Source organism: Dickeya oryzae (assembly GCF_020406815.2).
GTDB classification, from domain to species: Bacteria; Pseudomonadota; Gammaproteobacteria; order Enterobacterales; family Enterobacteriaceae; genus Dickeya; species Dickeya oryzae.
In genome coordinates this window covers 3091752-3109360 of the sequence record NZ_CP162670.1, presented here as the reverse complement: position 1 = coordinate 3109360, position 17609 = coordinate 3091752, and the positions used below count along the sequence as shown (strand labels likewise).

Annotated in this window: 2 protein-coding genes; both read left to right on the top strand. The window is 57.4% G+C overall.

Annotation, left to right across the window (positions count from 1 at the left end; genetic code table 11):
• The first annotated feature begins 393 nt into the window (after positions 1–393).
• Positions 394–16590: an SDR family NAD(P)-dependent oxidoreductase gene (locus tag LF929_RS13510; protein WP_226093116.1), complete on the top strand. Its 16197-nt coding sequence runs from the start codon at positions 394–396 to the stop codon at positions 16588–16590.
• On the top strand, positions 16587–17576 hold the full coding sequence (locus LF929_RS13505; RefSeq protein WP_226093117.1) for an NAD-dependent epimerase/dehydratase family protein: 990 nt from the start codon (positions 16587–16589) through the stop codon (positions 17574–17576). Before LF929_RS13510 ends, LF929_RS13505 begins: the two co-directional genes overlap by 4 nt.
• Positions 17577–17609: the final 33 nt, after the last annotated feature.

The following is a 17609-nucleotide window of genomic DNA, read 5'->3' as shown; positions in this document are numbered from 1 at the left end:
CTTGTTAAGATGTTTAACACAACGTTTTCAATATAATGCTTTATTTTGGTGATTTATCTTTTTCATCTATTTCATTCTGTTTATATCGGAAATTATGTATTTTTGTTACATTAACTTATCGTTATAAAACAATATATTATGTTATTTATGCTTTGTTTTTTGTCGTATTCATAGGGGGGTAAGTAACATCCTGACAAAAAAATTTTTTGATAGTATTAGATGTGTGACTGTTTTTAATGCAATATCCATCAGAATCCTCCGTTTAATGGTAATGGAATATCAAATTCATTGTTCTACGATTAAAACCGTTGTCAAAAGGGCTATTTGACCGGCTAACTCGCATCTGTTTTGCGAGGAAGAATAAACATAATCACATGGATATGGGTGATGGGTATGGATATTGCAATTATAGGGATCTCTTGTCGTTTTCCTGATGCCAATAACTACAGCGATTTCTGGGAAAATATAATCCATCAGCGCAATTCGGTTTCTGAAATTGCTGATGTTAACCGCGATACACAACCTGATAACCGCAGATCGTTACATTGGCCTGATGCCAGTGAAAAACGATGGGCCGCGTTTGTTAATAATGTTGAGGGTTTTGATAACCAATTCTTTGGCGTAATCCCGAAAGTCGCCGAAACGATGGATCCCCAACAACGGATCATGCTGGAACTGACCTGGTCTTGCCTGGAAGATGCGGGTATTGCGCCCTCAACCTTACGTGGGCATAAAGTCGGTGTTATTCTCGGTGTTTTCAATAACGATTATAAAGAATTACAGGAAAATACCCATGCGCCGATAGAAGCGCATCATTCCACGGGTACCGCTACATCGATTATTGCCAACCGTATTTCACATTTCTTTGGTTTTCGCGGCCCGAGTGTCGCCATTGATACGGCCTGTTCTGGCTCATTAAACGCTATCCATAATGCTATTCAGGCCATCGCCAGTGGTGATTGTGATATTGCAATCAGCGGTGGTGTTAACCTTATTTTAACTTCTACCCGGCATCAGTCTTTTGCAAAAATGGGAATGATGTCACCTACCGGTGCTTGTCACTCTTTTGACAACCGTGCTGATGGCTATGTCCGCGGAGAAGGCGCTGGCGTTTTATTATTAAAGCCACTGGATAGTGCACTGGCTGACGGCGATGTCATCCACGGCGTGATTAAAGGCAGCGCGGTTAACCATTGCGGCACCACGTACACGATGACGTACCCCAGTGCGGAAGCTCAGGCCGATGTCATTATTGCCGCACACACGAACGCGGGCGTACCGGTTGATTCGATTGGTCTGGTGGAAGCGCATGGCACCGGAACACCCAAAGGTGACCCGATTGAATTTTCCGGGCTTACCCATGCTTTCAGTACGCTCGCCCAGCAACAAGGGGCGACGTTAAATGAGGCTTATTGTGGTGTGACGTCGGTGAAGAGCAACATCGGCCACCTTGAAGCCGCGGCCGGTGTGGCTGGTATCATCAAAGTATTACTGGCGTTTAAACACCGCACGTTACCGCCATTGCGCAATTTCCAGGCGCTTAACCCCAACATTGACACCACCGCAACGCCGTTTTTCTTCGTCGATAAGGCCCGTGAGTGGCCGCGACTGGCGGAAAACACGCCACGCCGTGCGGGGGTGAGTTCGTTTGGCTTTGGCGGGACCAACGCTCACATCGTACTGGAAGAAGCGCCTGAGCCGGTCAACACGGCACATCAGGAAAACCCATCAGCGGCGGATACGCCCTGGTTAATTGCTCTGTCGGCTAAAAGCCCGGCGGCGTTATTGCAACGTCAGAAAGATTTGCTCGACTGGTTGAGTGAGCATGCAGACGCTGCGTTAAGCGCAGTAAGCGCAACATTACTGATGCGCCGTGATCATCTCGCTTATCGCTATAGCTGTGTGGGCACTGACCGTCAGACGATTATTCAGGCGCTGACGCAGGCGGTGGAGCAAGGCCCGGTGTCGTTGCAAGACCATGTGGCAGATGACGCACAGGCACTGGAAAACGCGCGGATTGAGGGGGAAGCCCTGCTTGATGCGTTGCGCGAAGCGGATTCGACTGCCGCGACGCCGCTGTTGCAGCAATTGGGCACCTGTTATTTGCGCGGTGCGCAACTGGAGTGGTCCCGGTTATTTGGCGGTAGCCACCCTCCGCACATGGCGTTACCCGGTTATCCGTTTATGCATACGCCATTCTGGCTGAGTGACAGCTATCGTACCGACTCCTCTGCCTCTGCGTTACGTGGCGCGCGTCACCGTGTTGTTAATGTTGGCAGTTCCCGCTATCAGGCCCGGCTGGCGGGGGATGAGTTTTTTATTGCCGGTCATCAGATTGGCGGTCAAATCATATTACCGGGTGTGGTTTATCTCGAACTGGTGCGCGCCGCGTTCACCGATGCTATCGCGCTAAACGAGGCTGACGCGCTCAGCTTCGCTCAGGTGGCCTGGTTAAAACCGCTTGAGTTCCATGATGCCGCAACCGATCTGTTTATTCAGATTGATCCGCATCAACCGGGTAAACAGTGGCTGTTCCAGGTCCTCGATAGTGGCCAAACGCTTTACTGCCAGGGGATGGTCGGTTTTTCCGACGCAGAACATCCGGCGTTACCGGCGGTGTCGTTGACAGACGATGCACCGGTGCGTGATGCGCCCGCCAGTTATCAACTGCTTGATAGTCTGCAGATGTGTTATGGCGCCGAGCTGCGTGCCATTCAACAAATCCAATTCAATGAGCATGCCTGTATTGCCCAACTGGCATTACCGGATGCTCATAGTACCGACTTTGTTATCCACCCGTCATTGGCGGATGGCGCGTTGCAGTCCGCGGTGGTCTGGGCGACGGAAAAACTGCGTGCCTCGCGTCAGGATAATCAGCAAGGGGCGCTCGTCATCCCCTTCGCACTGGAAGGGCTGGTGTTATTGCGCCCTTGCCATTCTGCTATGACCGCGACCATCACTGTGTCTGACGAGCATCTTCTCCATGATGGTGTTTTCAAGGTAGATATCCATGTTTGCGAGGCAAACCACCCTGAACGTGTGGCGCTGGTATTCCGTGGCTTAAGCATGCGCGTGCTGGATGACACCCTCACGGCCGCTGATCGGTCGAAACCGGAACATCGGTTACCGGCGTTATCTGATGGCATCAATCTGTATCAGCCGTACTGGATTGAAAAACCGGTGTCAGAGGCAGATGAACCGATGACGCAATGGGTGCTGGTGGGCGAAGAGCAGGATGTCGACTGGCTGGCAAACCTGCTGGCGCAGTCAGAAAACCCGCCGCAGATGCAGCGAGTCCTGCTGGCCTCAGCGCTGGATGTAAACCGTGAAGCTGCAAGTGCCTGGGTTCGCCCCGGTCATCATGATGACTTTATCGCCGCGGTCGATGCCCTGTTAGCACAGGGGGCTAACTTTGAACGGGTACTGTGGGCCAGTGCACCGCAGGCCAACGTTGATTTTGCCACTCGTCTGAATCAGGGCCCACATAGCCTTTTTGCGCTGACGAAGGCAATGATGCGTAAGGTGAAGAAGGCTCGCTTCGTGCATTTCCATCTCGCTGACGAGAGCCTGCCGGATGTTGCTGCTATCAGCGGCTTTTACCGGACGTTACGTGTTGAAAAACCCGCGTATATCGGTCGGGTGGTGCAATACGAGGCGGTGGCGGATGGCGAACCGGATGCGTCCACCGCTATCGCGGCGTTGATTAAAACTGAATTCAGTGACGTGTCTAAAGATGCGGATGTGCGTTATCGCCAGGGTGTGCGGCTGGTGCGCCGTTTTGTTGTCGATGCACCGTCATCGGCCTCAGCTCACTCGTCATCGCGCGCTATCGCGGCAGCGGATACGGCAAATGTGGCCGATGTGGTAAACCGGCCGGTGTCCGCACCGACGGTGTTGCGCCAGCAGGGAACGTATCTGATCACCGGTGGGTTGGGGGCGTTGGGGCTGATTTTTGCCCGTTTCCTGTGTTCACGTTACGGTGCCACCGTCTATTTGAGTGGCCGTTCTGCACTGGATGAACCGCGTCAGCAACAGCTTGACGCCCTGAATGCGCTGGGCGGCAACGCCATTTATCTGGCGTGTGACATGAACGACCCCGCTAGCGTGCAAGGGCTGATTGATGCTATTCGCACAGCGGGGCATGCGCTCAACGGTGTCATCCACTCTGCGGGTGTTATCGAAGATAACTTTATTCTGCGTAAAAGCCCGGAAGCCTTTGGGCGTGTCATCACCCCGAAAGCGATCGGCACCTGGTTGCTGGATGACGCGACCCGTGAACTGCCGCTCGACTTTTTCGTGCTGTTCTCGTCCATCACCGGTGTTCTGGGCAACATGGGGCAGTGTGATTACGCCTTTGGCAATGCCTTTGAAGATTACTTCGCCTTTCAGCGTAATGTTCGGCAACAGCAAGGCGAACGCAGCGGCAAAACCCTCTCGCTGAACTGGCCGTATTGGCAGGACGGCGGCATGCGCCTGACCGAGAAAGAAGCGGGCTTCCTGAAAAGCCAGTTCGGGATTGTGCCGCTACTGACCGAGGACGGCATCGCGATTTTCGACTATGCCCTGCAAAGTCAGGCATCGCAGCTGGTGGTTATGCCCGGTGTGCCGGGCGAACGTGCACGGATAGATGAGGTGTTGGGCGTTGTTGAACCCACCGTGTCGCATCCATCATTGCCGCAACAGCCTGATGCAGCAGCGGTAGCCACGACGGATGTGGCCGACCCGCACGCCTTGCAGGATGGGGTGATCCGTTATTTGTCCGAGCTGTTTGCCAGAAAACTCCAGATCCCGCCGCATTTCGAACGTCACGGTTTCTTCCGTGATTATGGTTTTGATTCGGTGGTGGTCATTGATTTGGTCAATGAGCTGAAAAAGACATTTGGCAGCGCGCTGCCGATGACGCTGTTTTTTGAATACCAAACCATGGATGAGCTGAGTCGCTTCCTGCTGGAAAACTGTCAGGATGCCTGCCGTGGTTTGCAAGGAAGCGCTCCGTCAGCGGCGGTGGTACCGCCAGTGCATCATGCCGCCGCATCCGCATCGAATAGCGTGCGTGCCGTGGCACCCGCTTCCCGGTCGGCGCAACCGGTGCTGAACGAGGATGACATTGCCATCATCGGTATCGCCGGGCGTTACCCTGAGGCACAGAACCTCGAACAGTTCTGGCTCAACCTGAGCCAGGGGCGTGACTGCGTTATCGAGATTCCCGCCGATCGCTGGGATGATCACTGGTTCCAGCAAGGGGCGGCCACACCGGGGAAAAGCTATAGCCGTTGGGGCGGGTTCCTGTCGGATGTGGAACGCTTTGATTTGCGTTATTTCAATATTTCGCCGAAAGAAACGGAAATCATGGACCCGAACGAGTGGCTGTTCCTTGAGACTGTCACGCACGCCATTGAAGATGCCGGATACACGGCAGATAAGCTCGCGCCCGCGCACGCCGGGCGGGAAAATCGCGTCGGTGTGTATGTCGGCATGATGTGGGGGGATTACCAGCTTCATGCGGTCACCAGCCCGGAACAGGCGTGGACCACCTCGCATTCGTCTTACTGGTCGGTCGCGAACCGGGTCTCGCACTTCTTTAACTTCTCTGGCCCGAGCATGGCGCTGGACACGGCGTGCTCCTCGTCACTGACTGCTATCCATATCGCGTGTCAGGCGCTTCGCAGCGGCGATATCCCGGTGGCGATTGCCGGTGGCGTCAACCTGTCGCTGCATCCGTATAAGTATCACCTGTTATCCAATATGCATTTCCTCTCCTCGGACGGTCGTTGCCGCAGTTTTGGCGAAGGTGGCACCGGGTATGTGCCGGGTGAAGGGGTCGGGGCCGTGGTATTAAAACCGCTGTCGCGTGCGCTGGCAGAAGGTGACCACATCTATGGCATCATCCGGGGGACGGCGGTTAACCATGGCGGTAAAACTTCCGGCTTCACGGTGCCTAACGCGAAGCGTCAGGCAGATTTGATTGCCGAGGCGCTGGAAACCGCCAGGGTGAACCCACGACATATCAGCTACGTTGAGGCGCATGGCACCGGCACCAAATTGGGCGATCCGATTGAAATCAGCGGCCTGAATAAAGCCTTTTCGATTGCCGGGGACAGCAGTAAATACTGTGCGATCGGTTCGGTGAAAGCCAACATTGGTCATCTGGAAGCGGCGGCGGGCATGTCGGCGCTGACCAAGGTGTTGCTGCAAATGAAGCACCAGACACTGGTGCCGTCCATCCAATCCGATGTGATTAACCCGTTTATCGATTTTCAGAGTGGGCCGTTCCGGGTTCAGCAATCGCTGGAACACTGGCAGCGCCCGGTGCTGGAAGTCACACAGCAGGACGGTCAGTCCGTGACACGGGAAATCCCGCGTATCGCCGGTATCAGTTCGTTTGGCGCGGGCGGCAGCAACGCCCATCTGATCGTCGAGGAATACATTGCACCACCATCAGCCAGCGTTGATGCCGATAAAGGTAAACCGGCGTTAATCGTGCTGTCTGCACGCCGTGAGCCGGCGTTGCAGGCGATGGCCGGACAACTGGCCGATTTCATCGCGCAACACCCGGCACTGTCGTTACAGGATATGGCTTATACGCTGCAAGTTGGGCGTGTGGCGCATGAGTATCGTCTGGCGTTTGTCGCTGAAACGGCAACCGAGGCGGTCAACCTGCTGCGCGCCTATACCCAACAGCAATTGTCGGGCCTGAGCACCGGACATCGGGACAATTTACGTCAAGAAAATGCACGTCAAGCGAATGCACGTCAGGCGACGTCAACGCCGCCGTTGGCTGAGTGGCTCAAACAAGGGCGTCTTGGCGCGCTGGGTGAAGCCTGGGCTAACGGGCATGAGGTGGACTGGAGCCAGTTGCATGCGGCAATACGCCGCCAGCGTCTGTCTCTGCCCGGTTATGCCTTCCAGCGTCAGGATTGCTGGGCACCGGCGTTACCCGCCACGGCACCGCTGACGAGCGCTGCGTCAGGGGTTGGTGTGCTGCACCCGCTGATCGACGCCAATATCTCCACGCTGGCCGTGCAGGCATTTCGCAAACGGCTGCGTGCGGAGGAGTTTTTCCTGAGCGATCACCGTCTTGGCGATAACCGTATTTTGCCGGGTGCCGCGTATATCGAAATGGCGCTGAGCGCCAGCGAACTGGCGTTGCAGGGCCGGGCGTTGCCTGCCTCCGGTGAGCGGCCGCTGTTGTCGCAGGTACAGAATATTCAATGGCGTCAGCCTGTTCTGGTCGACAGTGATGATATGGAGGTGGAGATCGCGCTGACTCCGTCGCAAGGGGGGCTGGATTTTGAAATCTACCGTGTGGACGGCGAGCAGCATCACGTCTTCGGTGGCGGCCACTTGCGCGAAGACACGTCTCCTCAGCCGGAACCGGCTAACCTGCAACGCTTGCAGGCGAATGGTCAGGTTTATCAGCGTAACGATATCGACATGGCGTTCCGGCAACGTGGTTTTACGCTGGGCCCGACCTTTCAGGTGATTGAATGTCTGTATGCCAATGCCGAAGAAGCGCTGGCGGAACTGAAATTTCCTGATGGCTTGTCAGCCGAGTCAGTTGTGCAGCCGTTTATCCTGCCACCGTCACTGCTGGACGGTGCGCTGCGCACCGCGCTGGGTATTGGTGGCTTTAGCACCACGGCGAATACGCTGGAAGTCCCGGTCGCGCTGGCAAAACTGCAGATATTCAAGCCGATTGACGGGATTTGCTATGCGTATGCGCGTCGTGATAACGCCGTAGGTGGGGCGACGGCGAGCTACCACATCGATTTGCTCGATAGCATCGGTAATGTAGTGGTCAGGCTCACCCACTTGCAGACGCAGGCTGTACCGCATCTGGGAATGAAATCTTCACGGGCGGTGAAAGCGAAATCCAGCGCGCCTATGCGTGCCGACGTCACCCGTGCACCTCAGCCGGTTGCTGTTGCATCGCAGCAATCCGCAGGGGCAGTGTCTGCCCGTGACGCTCTGGTCAGTACGCTGATTGCTCAGGTTGTCGATGTGACCAAACTGGACATCGGTGAAGTTACCGCCAGCGGGCCGTTATCGAATTATGGTCTGGATTCGATGATGATCCTGGCGTTGAACGAGAAACTTGCCGCGGTGTTTGAGGGGCTGCCACAAACGTTGTTCTATGAATATGAAGACCTCGCCTCGCTGGCAGACTATCTGCTGGAGAATTACCCCGAGCAGGTAGCGGTGTTCACGGGCGTCGTAGCGGCCGCACCACAAGCGGTGGCACAGGTGGCACAGATAGCATCAACAGAAGCCACTGCACCGGTTGTACCAACCATCGCATCTGCAACAGCACCAACCCTTTCGGTGCGTGACAGCGTGCTGGATTATCTGATGGCTAATATCGTGGAGGTCACGAAGCTGGATGCCAGCGAAGTGAGACCGGCCACGCAATTGTCGGATTACGGCCTGGATTCGATGATGATCCTGGCGCTGAACGGTAAGCTGGCGGCCACCTTTGGTGAGGTGTCGCAAACCCTGTTTTATGAGTACCCAGACATCGACTCGCTGGCTGATTTCCTGTGCGAAAGCTACCCGGAACAGGTTGCCGCGTTGCAGCCAGCGACAGCAGTCGCTCTGGCTCCGGTGGCATCGACGGCGTCAGAGGAAAGCCGGGTGCCTGCTGCGACAAGCAATGCCGAAGGGGACGATGATACGGCCAGTCGTGGACTGTTTGACAGTCTGACGGTGGCGATCGGCCCGACGGCGGCCAACCTGTCGGTACTGACGCCGCTGTGGCAATGGCCGCTCGATACCATCAACCTGATTCGTCTGCAACATGAGCTGGACGCGCGTTTTGCCGAGGCGAATGCCAGCGACGTCTACCGTTATCAAACGCTGGCGGAGTGGGCCGACACGCTGCAGGTTGCACCGCCGTCTTCATCGGCACCCGCACACTCCAATGGGGTCTCGGCAGCGCCTGCACGCCCGACGTTGGCCAGTTTGTTAAACCATTCGCGTATCGATGCGCTGAAACGCAATACCTCGGGTGAAGCCGGTGCGAGCACGGATATTGCCGTTATCGGGCTCAGTGGCCGTTATCCGGGGGCCCGCAATGTCGATGAGTTCTGGGCCAATTTGACCAGCGGTGTTGATAGCGTTAGCGAAATTCCGCTGTCTCGCTGGGATTATCACCCACATTACTCGCCAGAGCGGGGGCCGAAGAACAAGGTATACAGCAAATGGGGCGGATTTATCGATGATGTGGATAAGTTTGATAGCCAGTATTTCAATATTTCGCCACGCGAAGCCGAACTGCTGGACCCACAAGAGCGACTGTTCCTGCAAACTGCCTGGGAATGTATCTCAGACGCCAGCTACTCTCGTCAGGCGCTGAGTAAGGCGCAAGTCGGCGTCTATGTCGGGGTGATGTGGTCGCACTATCAATGCATTGAAACGACGGAAAAACAGCATGAATCGGGCTGGGCGATGTCGCTGCATTCCTCGGTCGCTAACCGCGTGTCGTTCTATTTCAATCTGAATGGCCCGAGCGTGGCGCTGGATACCATGTGCTCGTCGTCACTCACGGCGCTGCATATGGCCTGTCAGGCGATCCAAAACGGCGATTGCAACATGGCGATAGCCGGTGGCATCAATCTGATTGTGCACCCGATGAAGTACTACCAACTGGGGCAGAACCAATTCCTGTCCAGCGATGGGCGTTGCCGTGCCTTCGGCGAAGGCGGTGATGGCTATGTTCCCGGTGAAGGGATGGGGGCTGTGTTGCTCAAACCGTTACAGCAGGCGATTGCCGATGGCGACCAGATTTATGGCGTTATCAAGGCAACGGCGCTGAATCACGGCGGAAAGACCAGCGGCTTTACCGTGCCGAATCAGGCGGCGCAGAGCAACGTTATCAGTACTGCGCTGTCGCGTGCCGGCTGGGACCCTGCCAGCGTCGATTACATCGAGGCGCACGGTACTGGCACCATGCTGGGCGACCCGATTGAAATTTCCGGCCTGACCAAAGCCTTTTCACGTATCAGTGCTCAACATTACCGTGATCAATATCACCGAGATCAACATCACGCACAGCAAGGGGCAACGTCTGCGCTGTTGCCGGGGCGGTGCCGTATCGGTTCGGTGAAAAGTAATATCGGGCATCTGGAGTCTGCCGCCGGTATCGCCGGGTTGACCAAAATCCTGCTGCAACTGCGTCACCGTCAGATTGTACCGTCGCTGCATTCACGCACGCTGAATGAAAAAATTAACTTTGCCGCATCGCCATTTCGTGTAGTGCAGTCGCTCGAACCGTGGGATGCCGCGATTGATCACCCGCGCCGTGCTGGCCTGAGCGCCTTCGGGGCGGGTGGCTCCAACGCCCACGTGTTGATAGAAGAAGCACCGACACGGGCTGTGGCCCAACTGCTACCGGGAGAGCCACGGCTGTTTGTGCTCTCGGCGGATAGCGATGCACGTTTAGCGCTGTATGTTGAGCGGATGGTGAACTTCCTGCGCCAGGCGGTACGCGAACCACACACCGCGCCGGATTTTGACTCGCTGGCCTTCTCTTCACTGGTCGGTCGCGATGCCATGACGGAACGTCTGGCGGTGGTGGCGAGCAGTCTGGACGACCTGCTGAACCAACTTGAGCAATACCAGCGTGAGGGCGCGGCGAAGCAACTGTTCCGCGGGCATCTTGCGGGCGGTGGCGAGCGTCTGGATACCATTCTGGAAGGCAAACAGCTTGATGAACTGATCACCTCGCTGGTTCAGGAACGTCAACTGCTGCGTTTAGGGCGGTTGTGGACCACGATGCTGGATGTGAACTGGCAGCAGTTTGCACCGTCACTCTTTACCACCAGCGGAAACACCACCAGCACAACAGCAGGATCGGTGCGTCGGGTGTCGTTCCCGCCGCTGCCGCTGATGATGCGTAGCCACTGGCTGGCGCTGCCGTCGGCTCAGGACGCTTCGCACCGTGCGGCATCGCTGCATCCGTTGATAGATCAGAATATTTCAACGCTGGCGCAGCAGAAGTTTATCAAACAACTGACCGGGCAAGAGCGTTACCTGCGTGACCATGTGGTCGGCAGCCGTGACGCGCGGATGATTTTACCCGGTTCGGCCTACATCGAAATGCTCCATGCGGCCGGTCAACTGGCGATGGAAAGCGACTGGACGGTAGCGGCAATCCGCAATCTGATGTGGATGAACGCGCTTGAGGTGGATAGCGAACCGGTGGATGTGGAGATCGCACTGGCGCATACCGGCGACGACAACGTACAGGTCGCAGTACGTAACCGCCATACCGATGTGCCCTCGCTGGAGGCCGAACTGGTCTACCGCCCCGAAGCGGAACAACCTGAAGAGGAGTGGATCGATCTTGAGGCCTTGCGTAGCAGCGGTAAACGCGAAAGCGATCAGGCTGCTATCTACGCCGATTTTGCCCGCATGGGCTTCGCGTATGGCCCGAGCTATCAGGTGACCCGTGAGCGCTATCGCTTCGCGGACGCCGCGCTGAGCCACCTGTGCCTGCCGGAGGGCGTGCATGCTGATGCGTTTTATCTGCACCCGTCACTGTTGGATGGGGCACTGCGTACCTGTCTGGCGGTCGGGCTGGAGCCGGTGGAATACGCCACGCCTATCGTGCCGTTCTCTCTGGGGGAACTGGAGTTCCGCCACCCACTCGGTACGGAGTGCTATGCCTATGTGACATCTGCCCAATCGCAAGCGGGTGGTCAGCAGGCAGGCAGCACCATTCAGAAACACGATATTACGTTGCTGGATGCCACCGGTCGGGTGCTGGCGCGGCTGCGTGATTTCGCCGCCCGCAGACTGGAACAGGATGCCCGTTCGGCACAGCCTTCGGCGTCGCAAGACGTGCAGTATTATGCTTACGAGTGGCAGGTATCACCGTTACCGGCAGTCGTTTCTGATGCGTCAATGCGCACCGCGACGACGCGAGTGTTGGTGCTCAGCGATAACGAGAGCCTGGCTGAAGCGCTGCGCGCACGTTATGGCGATGATGCCAGCCTCATCACCGCGACAGCGGCCAGCGCGTTCGCCCAGCACGATAGCCACCGCTTTAGCGTTGATACCCAGTCGGCCTTAAGCATGCGGGCGTTGTGTGAGCAACTGGCTGAACAGCAATGGTGGCCGACCCACATCGTGCAGGCGATTGGTACCGATAGCCATTTTGATGATGTCACCGCCATTGGCAGTGCGTCGTCATTACAGGCGCCATTGCATGCGCCATTACAGTCGTTACGGCACCTGTTTGTGGCGCTGGAAACAGTAAATCCGGGGCAAGCGCTGCGCTGCGTCAACGTCTATACCGCGTCTGATGACCAGGTGGAACCGCAGCAGGATGCGGTCAGCGGGTACGCCCGTTCATTGCTGACCATCAACCATCGTTTCGAGCTGTTCACGCTGCGTAGCGATGCGAATGACGCCGCGTCGCTGGCCGATGCGGTGTATCAGGAGTTCGAGCAACGTCCGCAGGCGCTTGCCGGGCTTGAAGTGGCCTATCGGCAGGGCGTTCGCTATCAGCGTCAGGCTGGCGCCATCACGCCGCCGCAAGCCGATGGTCAGGGCAGCCAGCCGCAATTGCGTTTCGTCCAGCACGGTCACTATGTGATAACCGGTGGTGCGGGCAAGCTGGGATTGCTGATGGCGCAGTATCTGGCATCCCGCTATCAGGCGCGCCTCGTGCTGAGCGGCCGTTCGGCCAGGCCCAGTGAGGCGGTCATGCAGCAACTGGCCGCGATGCGTGAGCTGGGTGCTGAAGTCTGTTACGTCGCGGCCGATATGGCGCAGGACGGGCAGGCCGACGCCTTGATTGCGCAGGCAAAAGCGGCGTTCGGTGCACTCGATGGTGTGCTGCACTGCGCCGGTGTTGCCAGTGCCACGCCGATGACTGAGCTGTCGGATGATGAGTTTGATGCGCTGATCGGACCGAAAGTTGACGGTCTGGTGGCCCTTGACCGTGCTACAGCACAAGAGCCACTCGCTGTCTTTATCAACTTCTCCTCCGTTTCTGCGGTGCTGGGTGACCTGGGGTCTGGCGCGTATGCCGCCGGTAACCGCTTTATGGATAGCCATGCGCTATGGCGTACCCAGCAGGTGAAAAAGGGACAACGCAGCGGTCAGACGCTCTCCGTCAACTGGCCATTGTGGGCCAGCGGGCAGATGAACATCGAACAAGACGATGCCAGTCTGTTCGAGTTTTCAGGGATGGCGGCGTTAGGCCAGGAGGCCGGTATTATCGCGCTCGAACGCGCACTGCTTGAACAGCGTCCGGAACTGCTGGTCGCGGTTGGCGATCGCAACAAGGTTGCCCGTTCATTACGCATTCAGGTTGAGGAAACCGTGCAGCCCGCACCGTCAATCGCTGTGCCGACGGTGACGCAGGCACCGCGTCCGCAACCGACAGCGGGGATAACGACACCGGCTGGCGACAGTGCGTATGCACGTAGCGAGAGCGCGCTCAAAGAGAAGATTTCAGCCATCACCAAGCTGCCTGCCAGCGATATCGTGGTGGATGCCACCTTTGAACAGCTCGGGATGGATTCCGTCATGCTGATGGAACTGCGTGCGGTGCTGGAAAAAGAGTACGACGGGCTGCCGAAAACCGCGCCGTTTGAGTACAACACCACCGCGAAGCTGGCGGGATACCTGTGCGAGCGTTATGGCGCGACACCGGTGGCTCATACCGCTGAGGCTGCACCGCAGCGTACAGACACTGTCAGCCACCATCACGCCAGTACACCTGTTGCGCCGCCTGTCAAACGGACGGTACCTGCTACGGTTACGGATGCGTTGCGCTCACGAGTGATGCGTACACCGATGTCGTCAACAGCCAGCGTGCAGGCCGATAGCGACGCCGTGGCGATTATTGGTATGGCGGGTGAGTTCCCAGGTGCCGCGAGTCTGGCGGATTTCTGGGCCGACATTCAGGCGGGCAAAGAGAGCCTGAGTGCCATTCCGGATGCGCGCTGGACGCTCCCTGCAGAAGATAACGGTAACCCGCGTTATGTAAATCGCGGTGGTTTCCTCAGCAACGTGGATGTCTTTGATCCAGAGATGTTCCGTATGAGCGGCGAAGAAGCCAGTCGCCTCGATCCGCAAGTACGTGTGTTACTGCGTAGTGCCTGGCACGCGCTGGAGAATGCCGGTTATACCCCGGCGGCACTCAGCGATCAGCAGGTGGGCGTCTACGTTGGGGCAATGAACGAAGACTTCACCTGGGTGATGGCAGAGATTTATGCCCGCACCGGTCGTTACCCCGGTGCCGGTTCGGTCGTCAGTGAGCTGGCGAATCGCATCTCATTTTTGATGAACCTGCGTGGCCCGAGTTTCAGCATCGCCACCACCTGCGCGTCATCGCTGACAAGCGTACATATCGCTCGTAAAGCCATCCTCGGTGGGGAGTGTGATATGGCGCTGGCAGGCGGCGTCAACCTGAGTCTGCATCCCAGCAAATACATGCTGTTGCAAGAGATGAAGGTGCTGTCTGCCGACGGCAAGGAGCACACCTTCGATGAACGGGCCAACGGCCTGATTCCGAGCGAAGGCAGCGGCATCGTGGTGCTTAAACGTCTGAGCCGCGCGCTGGCCGATGGCGATCACATCTACGGTGTGTTGCGGGGTTCCAGCATTGGGCATGCCGGTACCGGTGCAGGGCAATACCTGCCGAACCTGACGGTTATGGAAGAAACCGCCGTGCGGGCCATCAACGAAGCACGCATCGATGTTAACGAACTGACTTACATCGAAAGCCACGGTGCGGCGACGGAACTGGGCGACCCGATTGAACTGAAGGCACTGTCTAACGCATTACGCCGCCAGACTCAGGCGCAACATTTCTGCGCGCTGGGTACTAAAGCCAACCTGGGGCATATGGAAGCGGCATCGGGCATCTGTTCGTTGATTAAGGTGCTGCTGAGCATGCAACACGGGCGTGTGTCACCGTGCGTCAACCTGCAGCGCATCAACACCTCGTTTGAGCATGAAACATCCGCTTTCGTGTTCCCGCGTGAGGCGCAGGAATGGCAGACCAACGCCAGAGGTTCTCGTCTGGCCGGGATTAACGCCTATGGCATGGGCGGTTCGACCGCCTTTGTCGTGGTGGAATCGGCCGATGCGCTGGTCAGACCGCACGCACACCAACGGGCGAGCCGGGAAGAAAACGCGCCCACCCATGCACAGATTACCCATGCACAAATAGTGGTGCTGTCGGCTCAGCAGGTGGAGCGTGTCGTCGCCTATGCCAGTGAACTGCGTGACTTTATCCAGCAGCAACAGCAACAAGGGCGTGCGCTTTCGCTCGCGGACCTGGCCTACACCAGTCAGACAGGGCGCGTCATGCTGGATCATCGTTTGGCTATCGTCGCGACCAGTCAGGAGGACCTGCTGGCGAAACTGGAGGGCTTTATTGCCCAACCAGGAGCCGACCATAGCCGCCGGGAGACCTACAGCGGAAACATCCACGACAGCAAAGACGTGTCACAACTCATCGCTGGCGAGGCCGGTAAGCACTTTGTCCGCGAACTGGTTAAAAACCGGCAGTTCGCCAACGTTGCCACGCTGTGGACTCGCGGGTGCGATATCGACTGGAGCCTGCTGCACGACGCCGAGCCTCGTCAGCGTGTGCCGTTCCCCGGCTACCCGTTTGCCAGTAAGCCTTGCGACCTGTACGCCGCGTTGCGCCTTGATGCCCCGGTGCGACAAACACCACGGCAGGAGATCGCCGCGCTGGACGCTGAGGCGACAGTCTCGCCGGTTGTGCCGCAGGCGTGGTTTGCGTATGCCGTGCCAGTGGACAACACCTCAACCCAGGATGCCTCAACCCAGGATGACACGTCATTGCAGGCGTTCTGGCGCGGGCTGTTGCAGGCTGACGAGGAGGTAGGCTCGCTGACGGCATCGGCGTTGCTCGGTGAGGCCACCGTTCTGGATGACGACGTGGAGCAGCCACTCCTGTCAGCCGAGCTGCATATCGACCCTGACACCGTGGTGGCGATGCAGACCTGCACGCAACGTCAGGAAATTGCGCTGGAAACGCTGCTAACCGCGGGGTGGGCGCTGCTCGTCAATCGCCATGCGCGGGTCAAACAGGCGCAGTTTGGTCTGATTCGACACCTTGAGAGCGATGAACCCCGCCTGATTCCTACCCGCATTCAGGTGGTGGGACGTCATAAGACCGCCGCCTGGCTCAAGGGTGTTGAAAAACAACTGGGTCAATGCCTTGAGCATGTCGGTGCCACGTCAGAGCAACTGGCCCAATGGGGCGGCGATGTGGCGTTGTTCGACAGTACGGTGGCGCTGCTGACGGACGATGTCGCGGTGACCCCGGCGGTATCCGCGTTGTTTGCGACACACCCGTCACTGCGTCTGGCGCTGTTGGTGCGCCTTGAAGGGAACGGTGTGCATGTGCGTCTGGTATGCCGGGGTAGGGATATCCAGGTGACACAGCTTAATCAGCTGCTTGAGCAGTTCGTGCTGCTGCTGGATGGCGCGTCCCGCCATCCGGATAAAAATCCGGCCGCATTGCCGATGCGCAGCAAAGGGGAAGGGCGTAAGGCCTTTTTGAAAACGCTTGAAAAACTTAACCAGCAAGATCAAACACCATGAAAATACTGATCACCGGAGCAAACGGATTTGTCGGGCTCAACGTGGTAAAAGCGCTGCTGGCGGCCAACCATCAGGTCACAGCGTATGTGCGTGCGTCTTCCAATGTGAGCTTTCTGGAACCTTTCGGCGTCACCCTGGTGCGTGGCGAATTGCATGACGGCCAGCGCCTGCGCGCTGCGATGGAAGGGCATGACGGGGTTATCCATACGGCGGGCAATACCAGCAGTAATCCACGCGACTGGCCGCTGCTGGCGGCGGTGAATGTGGAAGGTACGCGTGCCGTGATTGACGCGGCGCTGGCCTGCGGGATACCCCGGCTGGTTTATACCAGCACCAGCTCGACGATAGGGGCGCATAACGATCCTACGGCACAAGCCACCGAAGACACCGCGCTGTCGGGTTTTCGTGCCAAAAACCCTTATGCCCAAAGCAAATTGCAGGCAGAGGCGCTGGTGTATCGGGCCTGCGATCGCGGCTTGTCTGCCGTCATCCTGAATCCGGCGGAAGTGCTGGGTGAGTATGACTATTCCATGCAGTGGGGACGTATGGTGCTGGCGGTTGCTTATAACCAGTTGCCGTTCCTGCCTCCCGGCGGTGCCAGTTTTTGCGGCGCAGGCGATGTTGGCGAGGCGCACGTCAGCGCCTTGACCAACGGTAAGGTTGGCGAACGCTACCTGATTGCCGGGGCCAATACGCGCTATAGCGAGCTGATTAACACGATTGAAGCGGTCGTGCCCTGTAAAGCCGACCGGCCTCAAACCCCTTATTCATCTGTCTATCTGAAAACGTGGCTTCAGGAAAAACTGCCCTGGCTGGTACGCGGCGAACCGGTGGTGGATGCCTACCGCCTGCGTGTTTTCGGTGGCGTTTATTACTTTAGCAGTGCAAAAGCGGAGCGTGAGCTGGGTTACCGGCCCTCGCCCTTAAGCCAGATGGTGGATGAGTGTGTGTCCTGGTATCGGGTCAACGGGTTTATTGCGCCTTAGCAAGCCGAATCATTCTCTAAAAGAGAATAAATC

What these genes read in the sequence shown, in the direction of transcription:
- LF929_RS13510 (WP_226093116.1), top strand. Translation starts at nt 394, where the DNA reads ATGGATATTGCAATTATAGGGATCTCTTGTCGTTTTCCTGATGCCAAT.
- LF929_RS13505 (WP_226093117.1), top strand. Translation starts at nt 16,587, where the DNA reads ATGAAAATACTGATCACCGGAGCAAACGGATTTGTCGGGCTCAACGTG.